The sequence below is a fragment of the Vibrio floridensis genome (assembly GCF_021852965.1).
Classification (GTDB): Bacteria; Pseudomonadota; Gammaproteobacteria; order Enterobacterales; family Vibrionaceae; genus Vibrio; species Vibrio floridensis.
Genome location: NZ_JAKGCY010000003.1, coordinates 419,737 through 439,922, shown reverse-complemented (window position 1 = coordinate 439,922; position 20,186 = coordinate 419,737). Strand labels below are relative to the sequence as shown.

Here is a 20,186-nt window from a genome sequence, read left to right as displayed (position 1 = left end):
ATTGCGCGCTCGTAGCTCAGCTGGATAGAGTACCTGGCTACGAACCAGGCGGTCAGAGGTTCGAATCCTCTCGAGCGCGCCATTTCTTCAAATGAATATTCTTTTAACGATTAAAGGGGCTTCGCTCCTGATATTGAAATAGTGTATGCGATTTTGATATCAAACACCTGCGCGTCCGTAGCTCAGCTGGATAGAGTACCTGGCTACGAACCAGGCGGTCAGAGGTTCGAATCCTCTCGGACGCGCCACTTTCTCTTTCGAAAGTGACAAGGTGAACAACAGATTATTGCGCGCTCGTAGCTCAGCTGGATAGAGTACCTGGCTACGAACCAGGCGGTCAGAGGTTCGAATCCTCTCGAGCGCGCCATCCTTGAAAACCCTGCATGAAAATGCAGGGTTTTTTCTTATTCCTCATTTTTGCACCCGCGAGCATTGGATTTTTAGGATCCCTCAGGCCTTCACTTCTGGACAATCGATTTATTCTTAGCGCGTCTTTCTCTTCTCATTGATCACCACCACTCTTTACAACGCTAAAAAAACAATGGGCATTTAAATGTTTCTAGATTGTTAATTTTTTGTTGTTTTTAATTCTTACAATTCAAAAGCTTATTGGTGTTCTTTTATCTCTATCGCAGTTTTGTTCGAACTTCTGCAGTAAATTGATGAATGTCCATATTAAGTATCAGGAATTTGGGCGAATATTTTAGTTTATGTGATCTATGTGGTGAAAAAAGCAACCAATAGTGTGGGAAGCTCTGAAACCTTTTTAAACAAAATTGACAATATTTAACCAATCTAGATAATCGGTTGGTCGGGATTGTGTATAAATCATGTCCTGCGTTATGTCAGGATGACACAGAAAGGAAGCAAGATGACAAATATTGGAAGCCTCTTAGTTGATGCGGCAGCCCTAATGGTAACAGGAATGGGGGTCGTATTTATTTTTCTTACTATTCTTATTTTCCTCGTTCGCTTGATGTCAAAAATGGTACCGCAAGAAGTACCACCACCGATCGCTACACCCAAAGCGGTAAAAAATCAAACCAATCACACTTCAACAGTGAGCCCACAGGTCGTCGCGGCAATTTCTGCTGCGATTCATCAGCATCGCGCCTCGGTTGCGAAGTAGTACAACAAAGGAATAAAAGGAGTTTATGAGCATGTCTAAGCCACTAGCAATTACTGACGTGGTCCTACGCGACGCCCATCAATCACTGTTTGCGACCCGAATGCGCATTGAAGACATGCTGCCTATTGCAGCAGAGTTGGATAAAGTGGGTTATTGGTCGCTCGAAACCTGGGGTGGTGCCACCTTTGATGCGTGTATCCGTTTCTTAGGGGAAGATCCGTGGGAGCGTTTACGTGAACTGAAGAAAGCGATGCCGAATACACCAATGCAGATGCTACTGCGTGGTCAAAACCTGCTGGGTTATCGTCACTATGCCGATGATGTGGTTGAGAAGTTTGTTGAGCGTGCTCATGCCAACGGTATGGATGTTTTCCGTATCTTTGATGCGATGAACGATGTGCGTAATTTCCAAAAAGCGGTTAAAGCGACGGTGGATGTTGGTGCACATGCGCAAGGGACGCTTTCTTACACCACCAGCCCGGTTCACAATACTGACACTTGGGTCGATCTTGCCAAACGTTTAGAAGACTTGGGTTGTCACTCGCTTTGTATCAAAGATATGTCTGGCTTACTTAAGCCTTATGAAGCGCAAGAATTGATTACGCGTATTAAATCCTCTTGTGATATCCCATTGGCGCTGCACTGCCATGCTACCACAGGGTTATCAACCGCGACGGCGATTAAGGCGGTAGAGGCTGGCATCGATATTTTGGATACCGCGATTTCATCCATGAGCTGCACCTACGGTCATACTCCAACGGAAACCGTGGTGGCGATGTTGCAAGGTACCGAGCGTGATACCAATTTAGACCTTGCTCAAATTGAACCTATTGCCGCGTATTTCCGTGAAGTCCGTAAAAAGTACGCTAAGTTTGAAGGTCAATTGAAAGGGGTGGATTCTCGCATTCTGATTGCTCAAGTTCCTGGTGGTATGCTGACCAACATGGAAAGCCAATTGAAAGAGCAAGGCGCGGCGGATCGTATCGACGAAGTTCTTGAAGAGATCCCTCGCGTTCGTGAAGATCTTGGATTTATTCCATTGGTGACCCCAACCTCGCAAATTGTCGGCACTCAAGCGGTCATTAACGTCCTGACGGGCGAGCGTTATAAGAGCATCACCAAAGAAACGGCAGGCGTTCTCAAAGGCGAATATGGCGCTGCACCAGCTCCTGTGAATGCGCAGTTGCAAGCACGTGTACTGAGCGGTGCTGAAGCTGTCACGTGTCGACCTGCTGATTTACTTGAAGCGGAATTGCATACACTGACAGACGAACTGCTGGCAAAAGCACAATCAGAAAGCATTCAATTGGCTAAAGAGAGTGTTGATGACGTTCTCACTTACGCACTCTTCCCACAAGTTGGCCTGAAGTTCCTTAAGAATCGTGGCAATCCTGATGCATTTGAGCCAGCACCGACTCTTGAGGTGGCTCAGCCAACGGCGACGAAAGCCGTTAATGGTGCCGTTGAAGCTTACAGTGTTCGTGTTGATGGCCAGGTATTCCATGTTGAAGTAGGGCCAGAAGGTCAATTGACTTCGGTGACACCAGCCGCTGCACCAGCGAGTACTCCTATCGCGGCTCCTGTTGCGGCAGTACCAAGCGATGCAGAGGCTGTATCGGCTCCGCTTGCAGGCAACATCTTCAAAGTTCATGTTCAAGCAGGAAGCTCGGTTGAAGAGGGCGATATTCTGCTGATCCTCGAAGCGATGAAAATGGAAACTGAAGTCCGCGCTGCTCGTAGTGGTGTGGTGCATGAACTGAATGTGAAAGAGGGAGATGCCGTGACAGTAGGCTCACCTCTACTGAGTTTGGCGTAAGGATGTACCATGGATGGATTAATCACGCTTTGGTCTGAAACGGGGATTGCCCACTTTGAACTTGGGCAAATCTGTATGATCGCAGTCGGTTGTGTACTGCTGTTTTTAGCCATTAGTAAAGGCTTTGAGCCTTTACTTCTGTTACCTATTGGCTTTGGTGCCATTTTGGCTAATATCCCGAATGCGGGCTTTACCGAGTCGGGTGGATTGCTTTACTACGTGTATTACATTGGTATTGAATCTGGCGTTTTCCCACTGCTTATTTTTATGGGCGTTGGGGCAATGACGGATTTTGGTGCCTTGATTGCCAACCCTAAAACCTTATGGCTCGGTGCCGCCGCGCAGTTTGGTATTTTTGCCACGCTGTTTGGTGCGATTCTATTGAACTATGTGCCGGGCATGGAGTTTTCCATGGAGGATGCGTCATCCATCGCCATCATTGGTGGCGCGGATGGCCCAACAGCCATTTTCCTCGCCAGCCGTCTCTCTCCTGATTTATTGGGGGCGATTGCCGTAGCGGCATACAGTTACATGGCTTTGGTTCCTATTATTCAGCCGCCGATCATGAAGGCGCTCACGACGCCGGAAGAGCGTAAGATCAAAATGGCTCAACTTCGTCATGTCGGAAAAGTGGAGAAAGTGCTTTTCCCATTGGCGGTATTGGTAATGACCATCTTGTTCCTTCCTTCTGCAACGCCGCTGGTAGGGATGTTCTGTCTGGGGAACTTGATGCGTGAAGCGGGTGTGGTAGAACGTTTGTCAAAAACGGCACAAAACGAGCTGATCAACATCGTGACTATTTTCCTTGGTTTAGGTGTAGGTTCAAAACTACAAGCTGAGCACTTCTTGAATGTGGAAACATTGGGCATTCTTGCATTAGGTGCTGCTGCGTTCAGTATTGGTACTGGCGCGGGCGTGCTGATGGCGAAGCTACTCAACAAGTTCTCGGAAGAAGACATCAATCCGTTGATTGGTGCCGCTGGAGTGTCAGCTGTGCCTATGGCGGCTCGCGTGGTCAACAAAGTGGGGTTGGAAGCAAACCCACAAAACTTCTTGTTGATGCATGCCATGGGGCCGAATGTGGCGGGTGTACTGGGTAGTGCAGTCGCCGCCGGTGTGCTATTGGCTCTAGTTGGATAACTTCGCTGTGAAATGTAAGTCAAATTGTGTCATCACAATTAACTTCGGTTAACAAAATGGTTTATAGTCAAAGGGATGCTTCGGCATCCCTTTCTTTTTGTCCTTAGGAACGGCTGATTATGGAAAATAAGCAAATCGTTATTACAGAATTTGGTGGCCCTGATGTACTGGCTATCCGTTCAAGTCAAATGCCTGAACCCAAACCTGGTCAGGTCGTCATTAAAGTCTATTTTTCAGGTATTAATCCTATCGATGTTAAAACGCGTGCAGGGCTGGGGTGGGCAGCGGCACAGAATAAGGACAAATTACCTTGGGTGCCAGGTTATGACATTTCTGGCAAAGTCGTCAGTTGTGGTGAGAACGCGGAGCGCTTTGTCCTAGGCGATACCGTTGCCGGTTTTGTCGGTTTCCCATTAGAAGGCGGTGGTTACAGCCAGTATCTTTGCGTGGAAGAAGACGCACTGAGTCTGGTGCCAGATTCGGTCACTTTAGAGGCTGCGGCGGTACTTCCATTAGCCGGGCAAACGGCAGCCCAAGCGCTGAACAAGGCCCAAGTGAAAGAAGGGGAGCGTGTGCTCATTCTTGCTGGCGCTGGAGGCGTTGGCCATTTGGCCGTGCAAATCGCCGTGGCTGCGAAAGCCGAAGTGTATACGACGTGCAGTGAACGCAATTTAGATTACATGGCAACGTTGGGTGCTCATGCCATCAATTACCAATTTGCTGCTGCTTCAGAGCGTTTGAGTGATGTGGATGTATTGATTGATCTGGTTGGTGGTGATGTTGCCCTTGATGCATTGAAGTGTTTAAAAGACAACGCCAGAGTCGTGACGGTGCCGACGCTGAGTGCTGAGATGATCTGTGAAAAAGCCAAACTGCTCGGGTTTGAGGCGATGGGGATGTTGGTGGATCCCGATCCTCAGCAGTTGGATACATTGCTGTATATGGTAGGCGTTGGCTTACTTAAAACAGAAATTCAGCGTATCTATCCGATGCATGAGGTCAGTGATGCGCACAAACAAATCGAAACAGGGCATACCCGAGGAAAAGTACTACTGGATATGCAATGTTAGAAACCTTTAATGGATGGTTTGCAGAGGCGGCATTGTGGTTTTCCGACTCTGCACTTTGGGTCTTGTTTTTCAGTGGTTTTCTCAGTGCAACCTTATTACCAGGAGGCTCAGAGGCGAGTTTGATCGCGACCTTGTCTCTTAATCAATTTCCAATTTCACACATCATTATTGTCGCGACGCTAGGAAATACCCTTGGTGGGTTAACTAACTATTGGCTAGGTTTGCTGCTACCAAATCGAACTCAACAAGAAAAACATGGTCATACCGCTTTGAGGTGGTTAGCCAAATACGGCTATTGGGGGCTGTTTTTTAGTTGGCTTCCTGTGATTGGCGATCCTCTCTGTTTAGCGGCCGGTTGGCTGCGAATGAAATTTCTTCCTTGTCTGGTGCTTATCGCACTGGGGAAAGCGGTACGCTACAGCGTGCTGGCTATGCTTTATATCGGACTATTCTAAGGAAAAAGCATGAAAAAACTGATGCTGAGTGCCTGCTCTCTTTTTGTCCTCGCTGGTTGTTCTTCCGTAAAATCGGTTTCTGTGCCGTTTTTTTCTTCATTACCAGAAGGGGTGACTCTGATTGAAGAGTCGTCAGCGCAAGCGGGTAAAGTCAAAATCCCGTATGAAAAATACCGTTTAGAAAATGGCTTAACCGTCATTTTGTCACCCGATCACTCCGATCCTTTGGTGCACGTTGACGTCACTTATCATGTCGGCTCGGCTCGAGAAGAGATTGGTAAGTCAGGCTTTGCGCATTTCTTCGAGCATATGATGTTCCAAGGTTCGGAAAATGTGGGTGATCAGCAACACTTCAAGATCATTACGGAAGCCGGCGGAACACTAAATGGCACCACAAACCGAGATAGAACCAACTATTTCGAAACGGTGCCAGCGAACCAACTTGAGAAAATGTTGTGGTTAGAGTCGGATCGTATGGGCTTTCTACTTGATGCCGTATCGCAACGTAAGTTTGAGGTGCAACGTGACACGGTGAAAAACGAGCGTGCGCAGCGCTACGACAATCGTCCGTACGGCCTGATCTGGGAAAAGATGGCCGAAGCGATGTATCCAGAGGGACATCCATATTCGTGGCAAACTATCGGGTATGTTGACGATCTTGACCGTGTAGACGTCAATGACCTGAAAGCATTTTTCTTGCGCTGGTATGGACCTAATAATGCGGTGCTGACCATTGGTGGTGATATCGATAGTGATCAGACATTGGAGTGGGTTAATAAGTATTTTGGCAGCATTCCACGCGGGCCAGAGGTTAATAACGCACCTAAGCAGCCTGCAAAACTGGATGAAAATCGCTTCATCACGCTGGAAGATCGTATTCGTCAACCAATGGTGATGATTGGCTGGCCAACGAGCTATAAAGGTGAGGAGCAAGAAGCTTCACTGGACGCTTTAGCCAGCTTGCTTGGTGAAGGGAACAACAGCTTGTTGTACCAAAACTTAGTAAAAACGCAAAAAGCCGTCGATGCTGGCGCCTTCCAAGATTGTGCTGAATTAGCCTGTACTTTCTACGTGTATGCGATGGGCGATTCTGGTGATCGAGGCGATTTATCCGGACTCTACCAAGAGCTGATGCATACGCTTGATGAGTTTAAGCAACAAGGTGCCAATGCCCAGCGGTTGGAGCAGATTCTCGGCAAAGCAGAAGCCGATGCCGTGTTCTCATTACAAAGCGTCAGTGGCAAAGTGAGTCAGTTGGCCGCCAATGAAACATTCTTTGCGACCCCTGACCGCATCGAATACCAACTTGATCAGTTACGTGCAGTAAGCACCGAATCAGTCAATCAAGCCTATCAGCAGTTTATAGATGGCAAAAACAAGGTCACATTAAGTGTGGTACCTAAAGGGAAAACAGAACTGGCGGTGCAAAAAGCCAACTTTGTGACGCCAAAACGCGATTTACCAGAATACGACAAAATTTCGGATGAACAACTCGCTTACCGAAAAGCTGAGGCGGATTTTGATCGCTCTGTGATGCCTTCGGCTGCCAAAGCAGTGAAAGCTGAAATGCCAGAACTGTATAAGCTTCATTTTGATAATGGCAGCGAGTTACTCGGCGCTGTCAGTGACGAGACTCCGACAGTATTAATGCAGTTCCGCTTTCCTGCAGGCAGCCGATTTGAAGTGTTAGGCAAGGAGGGGTTAGCGAAATTGACTGCATCCATGATGCAAGAGGGCACAACAAAACGCAGCGCAGAAGAGATCCAAGCGGAGCTGGATAAGTTAGGTAGTACCATTAGTGTTTCCGCGGAACGCTACAGCACAATGGTGACACTATCCGCTCTTGAGAAAAATTTGCCAGCAACTTTGGAAATTTTTCAGCAGATGATCCGGTCCCCTGCCTTTAACGAAGATGATTTCGCACGAGCGAAAAAACAGATGATTGAAGGCGCGGTCTATGAGCAGCAGCAACCAAGCTGGATGGCCTCACAAGCAACACGTCAGGTTCTTTACGGAGATTCACTGTTTGCTCGCTCTAGCGATGGCACTATGGCGTCATTAAACAGCTTGTCGTTGGATGACGTAAAGGCGTTCTACAAAGCGCACTATACACCGCAAAGCGCACAAATCGTTGTGGTGGGGGATTTAAATCGTCGTGATATGGCAAAGCAACTTTCATTCTGGAAAGAGTGGCAAGGTGAGGCTGCGCCGCTGTATCGTCCACAAGTTTTGAGGCCATTAAGTGAGTCAAAAATCTACTTGGTGGATAAGCCGGGAGCGCCGCAAAGCGTGATTCGTATGGTTCGTTTGGGCCTACCGTATGATGCTACGGGAGAAATGTTTTTGAGCCAGTTGGCGAACTTTAATTTGGCGGGTAATTTCAATAGTCGCCTAAATCAAAATTTGCGTGAAGATAAAGGCTATACCTATGGCGCACAAGGCTACTTTGCCAGCAATCTCGAAACCGGTGTCGTGGTGTTTGATGCGCAAGTGCGCGCTGATGCAACCATTCCTGCGTTAATTGAGATGGAGAATGAACTGAATGAGTTTTCTCAATCTGGAATGACGGATGACGAGTTACGCTTTATGCGCCAAGCGGTCGGTCAGCAAGATGCACTGAAATACGAAACGCCAAGCCAAAAAGCACAGTTGATCGGTAATATCTTGCACTACAGCCTGGATGAGGATTACCTCAAGCAGCGTAATGCTATTGTCGACAGTGTTGCTAAGGCGCCGTTGAACGATTTGGCTGAAAAATGGTTCGATCCCAAGGACTATCAGATGATTGTGGTGGGTGACGCGAAAACGCTTCGCCCACAATTAGAAAAGCTAAATAAACCTGTAGTAGAGCTTGAAATCATCCGATAGAGTACACATTTAGTAGCGAAGAGAACTTCTCTTCGCTACTTGTTGTTGGTCTGGATACCCTTTTGTTCATCAGAAGGGTATCCAGACCAATTCGATTTCTGACAACTCAGTTTGCAGGTGTGACGCTGCAAGCTTCTGATATAAGTGAATTTCATTTTGACTGATTTTGCTGCGCGACTCGAGTTAGTTGCAAGAAACCCAGAAGTGTTTAAACAGTTTGGCCGTGGTGTGGAGCGTGAAACATTGCGCTACAGCCAAAATGGCCGTATTGCGACCACCATGCATCCTAAGTCACTTGGCTCTGCGTTTACCAACAAGTGGATTACCACAGACTTTGCTGAATCTTTGCTAGAGTTCATTACGCCCGTTTCCAACGATATTGATGTGCTATTGAGCCAACTAGAAGATATTCATCACTTCACCCAAACTCAGCTTGGGGAAGAGAAAATGTGGCCGATGTCGATGCCCTGTTTCGTGGAAAATGAAGATCAAATCGCTTTGGCGCAATACGGCAGTTCAAACTCGGCCAAAATGAAAACCTTATATCGTGAAGGCTTGAAGCGTCGTTATGGCAGCCTCATGCAGATCATTTCCGGCGTGCACTTTAACTTCTCATTTCCAGAGAGTTTTTGGGATGCGCTGCATGGTGAACAGACAGAAGAAGATCGCCAAGCAACGAAGTCTGATGCTTATTTTGGCCTGATTCGTAACTATTATCGCTTCGGTTGGTTGATCCCTTACTTCTTTGGTGCGTCACCTGCCATGTGTTCCTCATTCCTTCAAGGTCGTAAGACCTCTTTGCCTTTTGAAGCGTTGGGGAAAACCTTATATTTACCTAAGGCGACGTCACTACGGTTGAGTGATTTGGGTTACACCAATAGCGCTCAAAGTGTCCTGACGATTGGCTTTAACAGCATTGATGAATACCTAGAAGGGCTAAGTAAAGCCATCCGCACACCTTCGGCTGAGTTTGCCAAGTTGGGTGTGAAGGAAAATGGTGAGTACCGCCAGTTGAACAGCAATATTCTGCAAATTGAAAACGAGCTTTATGCTCCTATTCGCCCCAAACGTGTGACCCAAAATGGTGAGAAGCCATCCGAGGCATTAGCTCGTGGCGGTGTGGAATACATTGAAGTACGCTCGCTGGATGTGAATCCATTTACGCCAGTGGGTATCACGGAAACTCAAGTGCGTTTCCTCGATTTATTCTTAACATGGGCTGCCTTATCTGAGTCGCAACCAATGGATCAATGTGAACTGGCTTGTTGGCGGGAAAACTGGAACAAGGTGGTGGTATCTGGCCGTGAGTATGGCTTAGAGTTGCAGATCGGTTGTAAAGGTGAAAAGCTCAGCTTACAAGCTTGGGCGCATCGCGTGTTTACAGAGCTGCGTCAGTTAGCGGAAATCATGGACAGTGCTCATGGTAACAATCAATACAGCCTCGTTTGTAGTGAGCTAGAACAGTGGATTGATCATCCAGACAAAACCTTGTCTGCACAGATGCTTACTTTGATTCAGCAAAATGGCAGCTTGGGCGCAACGGGATGCGAGTTGGGTCGTGAATACCGTGAGAAAAATTTAGCGCATCAATATCGTCACTTCTCTTTGCAGCAAATGGAGCAAGAGGTTGAGCTCTCGCTCATGAAACAGAGCCAAGTTGAGCAAGCCGATAAGGTCGATTTTGATACCTATTTGGCCAATTACTTCGCCTACTTGAAATAGGGTATCGGCAATGACTCGTGCCTCCGTTGAAAGAGGGATGGTGAAGATTGCTCGTTGTATGCTGTTGTTCGGTGTGGTGTGGTTATCCGGCTGTGCAACTACCCCGCCAGCACAGCAAAATAACTTATGTGACATTTTCCGTGAGAAACCTCGCTGGTATAAAGATGCCTTAGCAATGGAAAAGGAGTGGGGTACCCCGATTCAAGTCGCGATGGCGTTTGTCAAACAAGAGAGCAGTTTTCGCCACGATGCAAGGCCACCAAAAGACTATATACTTGGGTTTATTCCTTGGGGACATGTGAGTAGTGCGTACGGTTATGCTCAAGCGCAAGATCCGGCTTGGGAAGATTTTCAACGTGCGACAGGACATGGTGGCTCACGGACTAACTTTGATGACTCATTGATGTTCATTGGTTGGTATACCAGTGAAACACGCAAGCAGTTGGGCGTCTCCTTATGGGACCCTTATAACCAGTATCTCGCCTATCATGAAGGAAGAGGTGGGTACAAACGCAAGACATACCAAAAGAAACCTTCGTTGATCAAGGTCGCTCGCAAAGTGGAGCAACAGACCAAGGATTATGGTTGGCAGCTAAAGCAATGCCGCCAAGAATTGGAAGATAATCGAAGCTGGTTTTTCTAAGCCAGTAAAGTCCTCTGAGCATCAAGGACGAATAGAGCAGGAGAGAAGTAATGCCGTTATTAGATAGTTTTACCGTTGACCACACTCGCATGCATGCACCCGCTGTGCGTGTGGCAAAAACCATGCAAACGCCAAAAGGCGACACCATTACCGTGTTTGACCTACGTTTCACCGCCCCCAACAAAGACATTTTGTCTGAAAAAGGTATTCACACTCTAGAACACCTGTACGCTGGTTTTATGCGCAAGCATCTCAATGGTGCGTCGGTTGAGATTATCGATATTTCTCCGATGGGGTGTCGTACCGGTTTCTACATGAGCTTAATTGGTGCGCCGAGCGAGCAAGATGTGGCATCTGCGTGGACGGCTTCGATGGAAGATGTGTTGAAAGTGGAAAGCCAAAACAAGATCCCTGAGTTGAACGAGTACCAGTGCGGTACCGCGGCCATGCACTCTCTGGATGAAGCGAAGCAAATTGCTCAAAATATCTTAGTGGCTGGCATCTCAGTCAATAAAAACGATGAGCTTGCCTTGCCTGAAGCCATGTTGAAAGAGCTTAAAGTCGATTAATTCAGTTCATCATAAAAAAGTTAAAGGCCCAGTGTTTCCACTGGGCCTTTTTGATCGTCATTAAGCTGTTTTGCGTTTGCGCTTAGGAAACACCTTAACCAATTTTATTCGGTTCCCTTCCAGTTGCACGATCTCCATCGCATGTCCTTCAATTTTGATGCTCAAGTGGTTTTCTGGAATATGCTCTAAGTGTTCCAAAATCAAGCCGTTCAAGGTTCTTGGACCATCAGTGGGAAGTTTCCATTTTAATCCTTTATTAATATCTCTGATATTGGTACTGCCCTCAATGAGAAAGCTTCCATCGCTTTGAGGCGTAATATCATCGGAGAAACTAGGTGCAATCGAGGTGGTAAACTCCCCAACAATTTCTTCAAGAATATCTTCAAGCGTCACTAGACCAATAATGTCACCATATTCATCGACGATAAGGCCAATACGTTCTTTATTGCGTTGGAACTTCAGTAACTGAACATTGAGCGGGGTGCTCTCAGGAATGAAATAGACTTCATCGGCAGCACGCAACAAGGTTTCCTTGTTGAACTCATTTTTCTCCAACATCAAACGATAGGCTTCTCGCAATCTCAACATACCCACAGCTTCATCAACTTTGTCGCGATAAAGAACAATACGACCATGTGGGGAATGCGCCAATTGGCGTACGATCGATTTCCAATCGTCATTGATATCGATACCAGTAATCTCATTGCGCGGGACCATGATGTCATTCACAGTGACGTGTTCGAGATCCAAAATGGAGACCAGCATATCTTGGTGTCGCTGAGGGATCAGGCTACCCGCTTCGTTCACCACAGTGCGCAACTCTTCAGAGCTCAGATTGTCTTCACTGTTATGTTGTGCTTTAAGGCCAAGTAAGCGAATAAAACCATTGGTAATAAAGTTCACTAACATCACTAGTGGTGAAAGGATCTTCATCAGCGCAACCAACAGAATGCTGCTGGCATAGGACACACGTTCAGGATAGAGAGCTGCAACGGTTTTTGGGGTAACTTCCGCAAAAACCAACACGACTAAGGTGAGAGCACCGGTGGCAATCGCGACACCTAAATCACCGTACAAACGCATGCCGAGAATGGTTGCAATGGCTGAAGCGAGAATGTTGACAAGGTTGTTGCCGATTAAGATTAAACCAATCAGTCTGTCTGGGCGACTCAATAGCTTTTCAACACGCTTAGCCCCTTTGTGGCCAGAGTTGGCTAGGTGTTTCAAGCGATAGCGATTCAGTGACATCATCCCTGTCTCTGAACCAGAGAAATAACCTGAAATGACAATAAGACACGCGAGTAGCGCAAATAAGATACCCGTAGATATGTCGTTCAAAACTTAATTTTTCCTTTTACTGTTTCGAATAATCATTGCTTGATTGCAAACCGAAGTGCGACGACGTAGTCGCACACGTTTTGTCAACTTAGCTAAGAATGATCTCTTTAACAAAGCGACTGCCAAAGTAGGCCAGTGTAAGCAAGGTTGCGCCCGCTACGGCAAACCACGTGACCTTTTTTCCTCTCCACCCTTTCTGATAATGGCCCCAAAGAAGGATTGAGTAGACTAACCAAGCAATAAACGAAAGTATCGCTTTGTGTGCTTTGCCCTCTGCAAACATGTCGTACACAAAAACAAACCCAGTTGCCAACGTTGCAGTTAATAACAAGTTGCCAATTAGGATAATTTTAAATAATTGTCTTTCCACCATGAGTAATGGTGGCAAATTGGGGTTCATTATCAACGATTTCTTGGCCTTTAATTTGTAGTCAAGCCAAGCCAGTTGCAGGGCATAGAGTGCTCCTATTGTTAGCGTGGCGTAGGAAAACAGTGCCAAAGATATATGGAGCAGTAGCTTAGGTTCGTTTTCTAAGTGCTTGATGAACGTGCTGGGTAGAAACGCAGCAGCAGAGAGATTAATAACAGCAAAGCTATAGACAACAGGTAATAGGAACCACAAGCGATTTTTAAGCATGGCCGCGCTCATCACTAAAGAAATGATGAAACTGATTAAGGAGGCCACATTTAAGATACTGAGGTTTTGCCCGTAGCCGCCAAAAATGAGATCGCTTAACAGCCAAGCGTGAAAAAATAACGCTAAAGAAGCACTGACTAAAACGGTTTTGGCTTTTATCCCCGTTTGGTGGGCAAGTCCCGGAATAATCATAGCGATGGCTAAACCGTAGAGAATCGCTGCACCAATGGCAATTATGCTGTCCATATATCCTGAGTGTTGGGCAAAAGAATGACGCAAGTATACCTTGCTACGAGGTTCTGGGCTACGTGCAATGTTTAACAATACTGAGAGTTGAGATGTTGAAATGAATAACTTATCCCCAATAGTGTGGAATAGAGCCGTTTCGCGGGTATCTCTGATTCCGTGGCTAAGGTATACTCACCCCAATTTATCGCCGAATTTAGCGTAGAGAACAAAATGTTTGAGAATTTAACGGATCGATTATCCAGAACGCTGAAAAACATCAGCGGCAAAGGTCGTCTGACAGAAGACAATATCAAAGATACCCTGCGTGAAGTACGTATGGCACTACTGGAAGCCGACGTCGCTTTACCTGTAGTGCGTGATTTTGTTGCACGCGTAAAAGAAAAAGCGGTAGGTGTCGAGGTTTCTAAATCTCTGACTCCTGGCCAAGAGTTTATCAAGATCGTTCAAGGCGAACTTGAAGCGGTCATGGGTGAATCGAACGAAGCACTTAACTTAGCGGCTCAACCACCAGCGGTTATTTTGATGGCGGGTCTACAAGGTGCGGGTAAAACCACCTCCGTCGGTAAACTATCGAAGCTGTTAAAAGAGCGCGATAAAAAGAAAGTGTTGGTTGTGTCAGCCGACGTTTACCGCCCTGCAGCAATCAAGCAGTTGGAAACATTGGCAAGTGACATTGGTGTCGACTTCTTCCCTTCGTCTGCTGACCAGAAACCCATTGATATCGCCAATGCCGCTATCGATCACGCGAAAAAGAAATTCTTTGATGTCTTGATTGTCGATACCGCAGGTCGCTTAGCGATTGATGAAGCGATGATGGGCGAGATCCAACAGCTTCACAGTGCAATTAACCCAGTGGAAACACTGTTTGTGGTTGATGCGATGACGGGTCAAGATGCCGCCAATACCGCCAAAGCGTTTGGTGATGCGCTGCCACTGACGGGTGTGATTCTGACCAAAGTGGATGGTGATGCACGTGGCGGTGCGGCGTTGTCTGTGCGCCATATTACAGGTAAACCAATCAAGTTCTTGGGTGTGGGTGAAAAGACTGACGCACTAGAGCCATTCCATCCCGATCGTGTTGCTTCACGTATTCTAGGCATGGGTGACGTACTGTCGCTGATTGAAGATCTGCAACGCAACGTTGATACTGAAAAAGCGCAGAAACTGGCGCAAAAGTTCAAAGAGAAAAAAGGCTTTGATCTTGAAGATTTCCGTGAACAGCTTGGTCAGATGCAAAACATGGGTGGCATGATGGGGATGCTAGACAAGCTACCTGGCATGTCTCAGTTGCCAGCTGACATCAAAGATAAAGTCGACGACAAGATGTTCAAGCAGATGGAAGCGATCATTAACTCCATGACGATGAAAGAGCGCCAAAACCCTGATCTTATTAAAGGATCGCGTAAAAAACGTATTGCAGCGGGTTCTGGTACTCAAGTGCAGGATGTCAACCGTCTTCTTAAGCAGTTTACCCAAATGCAGAAGATGATGAAGAAAATGCAAAAAGGCGGCATGAAAGGCATGATGCGCAACATGCAAGGTATGATGGGCGGAATGGGTGGTGGTTTTAACCCGTTTGGTCGCTAATCACATTTAGGCCCTAGTCTTCATTAGGGCCTAATTATTTTCTATCTCCAATTTCTCATCCCCGCCTGTTTTTCAACCTGTTATCTCCATCACAAATTGAAAATTGAATTTATGTTGGTGAAAAAGTAACAACCCCCTTGCAATACAGCTTAATAAGAGTAAAATTCCGGAGCTTTATTTTGGCACGAGACCCCAAACTGTTTAGTGATAGATGGTTTCTGGGGTTAATTTTATTTTTGAGAAAGCAAAGAGGACGACATGGTAACCATTCGTTTGGCACGTCACGGCGCTAAAAAGCGTCCATTTTATCAAATCGTAGTAGCGGACAGCCGCAATGTTGCAACTGGCCGTTTCATCGAGAAAGTTGGTTTCTTTAACCCAACTGCACAAGGTCAAGAAGAAGGTCTACGTATCGATCTAGATCGCGTTAACCACTGGGTTGGTCAAGGCGCATCTCTATCTGACCGTGTTGCTAAGCTAGTTAAAGACGCTCAAAAAGCGGCTTAATTAAGAAACTAGTGTATGTCGATGAAAGGTAAAGAAACAATGAGTGATGAGCGTATTGTTGTTGGTAAATTTGGTTCTACTTACGGCATTCGTGGTTGGCTCAAAGTTTTTTCCTACACAGACAATGCCGAAAGCCTATTTGATTACAGCCCTTGGTACGTTAACCAAAAAGGCGAGTGGGTCGAGTTCAAGGTTGAAAGCTGGAAGCGCCATAACAAAGGTATGGTGGCAAAGCTGGAAGGTCTAGATGTTCGCGAAGACGCGCATCTCCTGACTAACCTTGAGATCGCTATTGACCCTGCTGTACTACCTGAATTGTCAGAAGATGAATTCTACTGGCGAGAATTGTTTGGAATGCAAGTGGTAACCACCAATGGTTACGATCTGGGTGTCGTTACAGACATGCTAGAAACGGGCTCAAACGATGTTCTCGTAGTAAAAGCAAATCTAAAAGATGCTTTTGGGCAAAAGGAACGTTTAATTCCGTTCCTTGAAGAGCAAGTGATCATCAAAGTTGATCGCGAAGCTCAACGGATCGAAGTTGACTGGGATCCTGGATTCTAATCTCCAAAGCTACAGAGCGAGATAAACATGTGGGTTGGCGTCATTAGCCTTTTTCCTGAAATGTTCCGTTCTGTTACTGATTTTGGAGTAACAGGTCAAGCGGTTAAAAAAGGTCTTTTATCGATTGAGACATGGAATCCTCGTGATTTCACTCACGATAAACATCGCACAGTTGATGACCGACCTTATGGTGGCGGCCCTGGTATGTTAATGATGGTTCAGCCTTTGCGCGATGCCATTCATGCAGCCAAACAAGCCTCACCAGGCAAGACGAAAGTCATTTACCTTTCTCCTCAAGGTCGTAAGCTCGACCAAAAAGGAGTGGAAGAATTGGCAACCAATGAGAACTTGCTTCTGATTTGTGGCCGATATGAAGGGGTAGATGAGCGCATCATTCAATCTGAAGTTGACGAAGAATGGTCAATTGGGGATTTTGTGATGACGGGTGGTGAAATACCAGCCATGACGTTGATTGACTCTGTCTCTAGGTTTGTTCCTGGGGTATTAGGGGATTTTGCGTCGGCAGAAGAAGATTCTTTTGCTAATGGCTTGTTAGATTGCCCTCACTATACGCGTCCTGAAGTGTTGGATGGCAAAGAAGTACCTGAGGTACTGATGTCCGGCAACCATAAGGAAATTCGTCGCTGGCGACTGAAACAGTCGTTAGGCCGCACCTGGCTAAGAAGACCAGAGCTCCTGGAAAACCTAGCTCTGACTGACGAACAGGAACAATTACTTGCTGAGTTCATTCAAGATACTCACTATAAGCGCAAGTAACCTATTTAATTTAGTATCAGTTTATTCTAGGAATTTTAAAAATGAGTAACATCATCAAAGCTCTTGAGCAAGAGCAAATGAAGCAAGACCTACCTAAATTTGCACCAGGTGACACTGTTGTTGTTCAAGTTAAGGTAAAAGAAGGTGACCGTGAGCGTCTACAGGCTTTTGAAGGCGTTGTAATCGCAATCCGTAACCGTGGTCTACACTCTGCATTCACTGTTCGTAAGATCTCTAACGGTGAAGGTGTTGAGCGTACGTTCCAAACTCACTCTCCAATCGTTGCTAGCATTGAAGTGAAACGCCGCGGTGCAGTACGTCGTGCCAAACTGTACTACCTACGCGATCTATCTGGTAAAGCTGCTCGTATCAAAGAGAAGCTTACTAAGAAGTAATGCTATAACTCGCATTCTCATAGTGTTAGCGGAGGCCATTAGGCCTCCGCTTTTTTATGTTTGCCAGTTTGTCAGCATGTCGAAATGGAAAAATAAAAAAAGGTTGATGCGAGAACATCAACCTTCTTTAATCACTAGAAAACTAGAAAACTTTAATATTGCTCTTCAGACCAACCGTCACTGTCAGACATATCTGGTGCACCAGGAATGGTATTTTCTTCATCTGCCCATTCACCAAAATCAATCATTTGGCATTTTTTGCTGCAAAAAGGGCGGTGAGGGCTTTGCTCGCCCCATTCGACATCGGTACCACACTGTGGGCATTTTACGATGGTGATTTTTGTCATAAATAATAAAACCGGTATTCAATCTATTGATTAGCAAGAAAAGGGTTAGTAAACATAAAATAAAGCGAGGTGACTGAGCGTCAAATCTAACTGCATATCGCCAGTTCAAAGCCAACATCTTGGCTACAAGCTTGGCCAGTTTCGAAACTGATAAATTTGATGGCAAAGCGATTTTTGTGGCCCGAAATCATCGGGTAAACACCAAATTCCATTGGAATATGTAAGCGAAGAATATTGGCCTCTTCTGCGTCACTTTGGAAAAAGCCATTGCGCGCGATTTGCTTTCTAAAATGTCCGGTTTCTCGTGTCAGTTTCAACCAGAGGTGAAGCGCATCGGACAGAGGCTTGAGGCTACAAAGCCACTTTTGAGCATCTTGTCTCTTACGTTCGATAGGTAAGTGCAGCCAGTAATGTAATGCAGGTAAATCAAAACAACACGAACCACCAGGCAAACTAAAACGCTGGCGAATAGAACTGAGAAAGCGATCTTCTTTTAAGGATTGGCCAAACCTAGGTGCTTGCATCAACCCAGCATGAGTGCGATCGGCATCATTGAGCAGAGCTTGCAAAGTGGCTTGATCGACACCGTCAACATCTAGCCAACTGCGATAAAGCAGCCTTTGCTTTTCAATGTCTTTGGCTAACTCACTTTTGAGTTGAATCTGTTCAAAAATTTCGACGAGATCAAAGATAGATCGAAAGAACAGCTGATGTTGATGTGGCTCTGAAAATGAGGCGGCACTGTTTGCCTGTTGAAGCAGTGATTCGACTCTCAAGTAAATACGAGTCTTTTCGTTGAGTGGATGTTCGAATTTATGCGTGGTCATCTAGCGGGCCTGTCGTCGTCTCTGAGTTATTGTCACCGATTTTGCGCACTCATGGCTAGGTACTTTTGGTGTAAATCTGTGATTTGCTGCAAAAGATTTCGGTCTGTTGGCTCGTTTTTAACCACATCGTCCGCCAAGGCAAGGCGCTCTTGCCGAGAGGCTTGCGCGTTCAGTATGGCCCGGACTTGTTGTTCGTCTACACCATCACGTAACATCGTTCGCTCAAGTTGTGTTTTTTCCTCAACGTCTACCACTAAGACGCGATTACACAGCGTTTGCAATTGGTTTTCTACCAGTAAGGGGACCACTAAAAGGGCGTAAGCTGAGGTGACGGATTTGAGTTGCTCCACCATCTCATTGCGGATCATTGGATGTAGCAGTTGATTGAGCCAAGTTTTCTCGTCTGGATGACGAAATATCTGATCTCTTAGTTGTGCACGATCCAGTTCGCCATTTTCTGTCAAAATGTTAGGTCCGAAATGATCAACGATCGCCTTCAAACCTAGACTGCCCGGTGTTACCACTTCTCTTGCGACAATGTCTGCATCGACAATATCAATGTTAAACTGCTGGTGAAAGAGATTGGCGACGGTGGTCTTTCCACTGGCGATACCACCCGTTAAACCTACAACAAAAGCCATTATGACATTCCCATAACGCTATTAAGATACCAAGAGATAATTTGCTCCCCCCACATCAGTGCTACCCATCCAGCAATGGCCAGATAAGGCCCAAATGGAAAAACCATCTCAACGCCTTGTCTTTTCATCCTGAGTTGAATGAGACCAAAGATCAGCCCGACAACCGAAGAAAGCAAGATGATCATCGGCAGATACTGCCAGCCAAGCCATGCTCCAAGCGCTGCGAGCAGTTTGAAGTCGCCGTAGCCCATGCCTTCTTTTCCTCTCAGCAAAAGGAAAAGGTGATAAACGCTCCAAAGGCAGAGATAACCCGCCATTGCACCGATAACCGCATCTTGCAGAGTTACTGGGCTTATCCCTAGTAACGCCAACGCGATGCCTGCCCAGGTGAGCGGTAGGGTCAGCTGATCGGGCAATAACATGGTGTCTAAGTCGATGAAGGTGGCGGCGATCAACACCAGAGTAAAACCAATCAGTGCCACGGTCATCGCTGTATAACCAAATTTCCAAGCCACGAGACCACACAATAAGGCGCTTAGTGCTTCGACAATAGGGTAACGAACACTGATCTTGGCTTGGCATTGATGACATTTGCCTCTTAGCATCAGCCAGCTTAGCACTGGGATATTGTCTCGAGCTCGTATTGGGGTATGGCACGAAGGACAGCTTGAACGCGGCGTGCTTAATGTTAGGGATTCTGTCGGCGGTGATATTTTGTATTCAGGAAAGGATTCCGCACACTCTTGGCGCCACTCCAGTTCCATCATTTTTGGAAGACGATAGATCACGACATTAAGAAAACTGCCTACCAGTAGACCAAACAGGGAAGCTAAAGCAATGTAAAGCCAAGGGTAGTATTGTAACGCGTCCATATATCGTCGTTCTCTTTGTGGTTTGGGCTAAAA

Annotated in this window: 20 protein-coding genes and 3 tRNA genes; 17 read left to right on the top strand and 6 right to left on the bottom strand. The window is 46.3% G+C overall.

Annotated elements, in window-relative coordinates; genetic code table 11:
• Nucleotides 1-5 precede the first annotated feature (5 nt).
• From LZU85_RS08255 to luxS, 12 genes are all read left to right on the top strand, one after another.
• Nucleotides 6-82 (top strand) — tRNA-Arg (locus LZU85_RS08255).
• Nucleotides 83-171: 89 nt separating this feature from the next.
• Nucleotides 172-248 (top strand) — tRNA-Arg (locus LZU85_RS08250).
• Between the two features lie 42 nt (nucleotides 249-290).
• Nucleotides 291-367 (top strand) — tRNA-Arg (locus LZU85_RS08245).
• 504 nt (nucleotides 368-871) lie between these two features.
• On the top strand, nucleotides 872-1,129 hold the full coding sequence (locus LZU85_RS08240; protein ID WP_176299262.1) for an oxaloacetate decarboxylase subunit gamma: 258 nt from the start codon (nucleotides 872-874) through the stop codon (nucleotides 1,127-1,129).
• A 31-nt stretch (nucleotides 1,130-1,160) separates the two neighbouring features.
• Nucleotides 1,161-2,945, top strand: coding sequence for a sodium-extruding oxaloacetate decarboxylase subunit alpha (gene oadA, locus LZU85_RS08235; protein ID WP_237286863.1), 1,785 nt, complete (start codon nucleotides 1,161-1,163; stop codon nucleotides 2,943-2,945).
• Between the two features lie 9 nt (nucleotides 2,946-2,954).
• Nucleotides 2,955-4,085, top strand: a complete 1,131-nt coding sequence (locus LZU85_RS08230; RefSeq protein WP_237286862.1) for a sodium ion-translocating decarboxylase subunit beta — start codon at nucleotides 2,955-2,957, stop codon at nucleotides 4,083-4,085.
• 119 nt (nucleotides 4,086-4,204) lie between these two features.
• Complete coding sequence (locus tag LZU85_RS08225; protein ID WP_237286861.1) at nucleotides 4,205-5,155, top strand: NADP-dependent oxidoreductase; 951 nt, start codon at nucleotides 4,205-4,207, stop codon at nucleotides 5,153-5,155.
• Nucleotides 5,149-5,610 carry a YqaA family protein gene (locus LZU85_RS08220; protein ID WP_237286860.1) on the top strand — a complete coding sequence of 154 codons (462 nt, stop codon included), beginning with the start codon at nucleotides 5,149-5,151 and terminating at the stop codon, nucleotides 5,608-5,610. The genes LZU85_RS08225 and LZU85_RS08220 overlap by 7 nt, the downstream gene beginning before the upstream one ends.
• 9 nt (nucleotides 5,611-5,619) lie before the next feature.
• Nucleotides 5,620-8,478, top strand: a complete 2,859-nt coding sequence (locus tag LZU85_RS08215) for a M16 family metallopeptidase (RefSeq protein ID WP_237286859.1) — start codon at nucleotides 5,620-5,622, stop codon at nucleotides 8,476-8,478.
• 156 nt (nucleotides 8,479-8,634) lie between these two features.
• Complete coding sequence (gene gshA / locus LZU85_RS08210) at nucleotides 8,635-10,200, top strand: glutamate--cysteine ligase (protein WP_237286858.1); 1,566 nt, start codon at nucleotides 8,635-8,637, stop codon at nucleotides 10,198-10,200.
• Between the two features lie 37 nt (nucleotides 10,201-10,237).
• The gene (locus tag LZU85_RS08205) at nucleotides 10,238-10,843 is read left to right on the top strand and encodes a transglycosylase SLT domain-containing protein (RefSeq protein ID WP_237286869.1); all 606 of its coding nucleotides are present in this window, start codon (nucleotides 10,238-10,240) and stop codon (nucleotides 10,841-10,843) included.
• A 50-nt stretch (nucleotides 10,844-10,893) separates the two neighbouring features.
• On the top strand, nucleotides 10,894-11,412 hold the full coding sequence (gene luxS, locus LZU85_RS08200; RefSeq protein WP_176299256.1) for an S-ribosylhomocysteine lyase: 519 nt from the start codon (nucleotides 10,894-10,896) through the stop codon (nucleotides 11,410-11,412).
• Nucleotides 11,413-11,472: 60 nt separating this feature from the next.
• Here the strand turns inward: luxS and LZU85_RS08195 are convergent, their stop codons facing one another.
• Both LZU85_RS08195 and LZU85_RS08190 read right to left on the bottom strand, forming a co-directional pair.
• Nucleotides 11,473-12,750: an HlyC/CorC family transporter gene (locus LZU85_RS08195; protein WP_237286857.1), complete on the bottom strand. Its 1,278-nt coding sequence runs from the start codon at nucleotides 12,748-12,750 to the stop codon at nucleotides 11,473-11,475.
• Nucleotides 12,751-12,838: 88 nt separating this feature from the next.
• Nucleotides 12,839-13,633: a cytochrome C assembly family protein gene (locus LZU85_RS08190; protein WP_176299254.1), complete on the bottom strand. Its 795-nt coding sequence runs from the start codon at nucleotides 13,631-13,633 to the stop codon at nucleotides 12,839-12,841.
• 213 nt (nucleotides 13,634-13,846) lie between these two features.
• Here LZU85_RS08190 and ffh point away from each other — a divergent pair, with 213 nt between their 5' ends.
• The 5 genes from ffh to rplS all read left to right on the top strand — a co-directional run bounded on the left by ffh (nucleotide 13,847) and on the right by rplS (nucleotide 17,466).
• Entirely contained in the window at nucleotides 13,847-15,223 is a 1,377-nt protein-coding gene (ffh, locus tag LZU85_RS08185) for a signal recognition particle protein (RefSeq protein ID WP_176299253.1), read from the top strand.
• A 258-nt stretch (nucleotides 15,224-15,481) separates the two neighbouring features.
• Entirely contained in the window at nucleotides 15,482-15,730 is a 249-nt protein-coding gene (gene rpsP, locus LZU85_RS08180; protein WP_011079541.1) for a 30S ribosomal protein S16, read from the top strand.
• A 15-nt stretch (nucleotides 15,731-15,745) separates the two neighbouring features.
• Nucleotides 15,746-16,294 (top strand): ribosome maturation factor RimM, encoded by a 549-nt coding sequence (gene rimM, locus LZU85_RS08175; protein WP_011079542.1) that lies wholly within the window; start codon nucleotides 15,746-15,748, stop codon nucleotides 16,292-16,294.
• A 27-nt stretch (nucleotides 16,295-16,321) separates the two neighbouring features.
• Complete coding sequence (trmD, locus tag LZU85_RS08170) at nucleotides 16,322-17,071, top strand: tRNA (guanosine(37)-N1)-methyltransferase TrmD (RefSeq protein ID WP_176299252.1); 750 nt, start codon at nucleotides 16,322-16,324, stop codon at nucleotides 17,069-17,071.
• A gap of 41 nt (nucleotides 17,072-17,112) precedes the next feature.
• The gene (rplS, locus tag LZU85_RS08165; protein WP_176299251.1) at nucleotides 17,113-17,466 is read left to right on the top strand and encodes a 50S ribosomal protein L19; all 354 of its coding nucleotides are present in this window, start codon (nucleotides 17,113-17,115) and stop codon (nucleotides 17,464-17,466) included.
• A 152-nt stretch (nucleotides 17,467-17,618) separates the two neighbouring features.
• On the opposite strand, the gene yacG is transcribed toward rplS, so the two are convergent.
• The 4 genes from yacG to LZU85_RS08145 all read right to left on the bottom strand — a co-directional run bounded on the left by yacG (nucleotide 17,619) and on the right by LZU85_RS08145 (nucleotide 20,153).
• Entirely contained in the window at nucleotides 17,619-17,813 is a 195-nt protein-coding gene (gene yacG / locus LZU85_RS08160; RefSeq protein ID WP_038941426.1) for a DNA gyrase inhibitor YacG, read from the bottom strand.
• Between the two features lie 86 nt (nucleotides 17,814-17,899).
• A complete protein-coding gene (gene zapD, locus LZU85_RS08155) occupies nucleotides 17,900-18,640 on the bottom strand; it encodes a cell division protein ZapD (RefSeq protein ID WP_237286856.1) in 741 nt (246 codons plus the stop codon).
• 32 nt (nucleotides 18,641-18,672) lie between these two features.
• Nucleotides 18,673-19,281: a dephospho-CoA kinase gene (gene coaE, locus LZU85_RS08150; RefSeq protein WP_176299249.1), complete on the bottom strand. Its 609-nt coding sequence runs from the start codon at nucleotides 19,279-19,281 to the stop codon at nucleotides 18,673-18,675.
• A complete protein-coding gene (locus tag LZU85_RS08145; RefSeq protein ID WP_176299248.1) occupies nucleotides 19,281-20,153 on the bottom strand; it encodes a prepilin peptidase in 873 nt (290 codons plus the stop codon). Before LZU85_RS08145 ends, coaE begins: the two co-directional genes overlap by 1 nt.
• Between the last annotated feature and the right edge of the window lie 33 nt (nucleotides 20,154-20,186).

What these genes read in the sequence shown, in the direction of transcription:
- LZU85_RS08205 (WP_237286869.1), top strand. Translation starts at nt 10,238, where the DNA reads ATGGTGAAGATTGCTCGTTGTATGCTGTTGTTCGGTGTGGTGTGGTTA.
- LZU85_RS08230 (WP_237286862.1), top strand. Translation starts at nt 2,955, where the DNA reads ATGGATGGATTAATCACGCTTTGGTCTGAAACGGGGATTGCCCACTTT.
- LZU85_RS08240 (WP_176299262.1), top strand. Translation starts at nt 872, where the DNA reads ATGACAAATATTGGAAGCCTCTTAGTTGATGCGGCAGCCCTAATGGTA.
- rplS (WP_176299251.1), top strand. Translation starts at nt 17,113, where the DNA reads ATGAGTAACATCATCAAAGCTCTTGAGCAAGAGCAAATGAAGCAAGAC.
- LZU85_RS08220 (WP_237286860.1), top strand. Translation starts at nt 5,149, where the DNA reads ATGTTAGAAACCTTTAATGGATGGTTTGCAGAGGCGGCATTGTGGTTT.
- LZU85_RS08225 (WP_237286861.1), top strand. Translation starts at nt 4,205, where the DNA reads ATGGAAAATAAGCAAATCGTTATTACAGAATTTGGTGGCCCTGATGTA.
- LZU85_RS08145 (WP_176299248.1), bottom strand. Translation starts at nt 20,153, where the DNA reads ATGGACGCGTTACAATACTACCCTTGGCTTTACATTGCTTTAGCTTCC.
- rpsP (WP_011079541.1), top strand. Translation starts at nt 15,482, where the DNA reads ATGGTAACCATTCGTTTGGCACGTCACGGCGCTAAAAAGCGTCCATTT.
- oadA (WP_237286863.1), top strand. Translation starts at nt 1,161, where the DNA reads ATGTCTAAGCCACTAGCAATTACTGACGTGGTCCTACGCGACGCCCAT.
- LZU85_RS08190 (WP_176299254.1), bottom strand. Translation starts at nt 13,633, where the DNA reads ATGGACAGCATAATTGCCATTGGTGCAGCGATTCTCTACGGTTTAGCC.
- trmD (WP_176299252.1), top strand. Translation starts at nt 16,322, where the DNA reads ATGTGGGTTGGCGTCATTAGCCTTTTTCCTGAAATGTTCCGTTCTGTT.
- luxS (WP_176299256.1), top strand. Translation starts at nt 10,894, where the DNA reads ATGCCGTTATTAGATAGTTTTACCGTTGACCACACTCGCATGCATGCA.
- ffh (WP_176299253.1), top strand. Translation starts at nt 13,847, where the DNA reads ATGTTTGAGAATTTAACGGATCGATTATCCAGAACGCTGAAAAACATC.
- zapD (WP_237286856.1), bottom strand. Translation starts at nt 18,640, where the DNA reads ATGACCACGCATAAATTCGAACATCCACTCAACGAAAAGACTCGTATT.
- LZU85_RS08215 (WP_237286859.1), top strand. Translation starts at nt 5,620, where the DNA reads ATGAAAAAACTGATGCTGAGTGCCTGCTCTCTTTTTGTCCTCGCTGGT.
- coaE (WP_176299249.1), bottom strand. Translation starts at nt 19,281, where the DNA reads ATGGCTTTTGTTGTAGGTTTAACGGGTGGTATCGCCAGTGGAAAGACC.
- rimM (WP_011079542.1), top strand. Translation starts at nt 15,746, where the DNA reads ATGTCGATGAAAGGTAAAGAAACAATGAGTGATGAGCGTATTGTTGTT.
- yacG (WP_038941426.1), bottom strand. Translation starts at nt 17,813, where the DNA reads ATGACAAAAATCACCATCGTAAAATGCCCACAGTGTGGTACCGATGTC.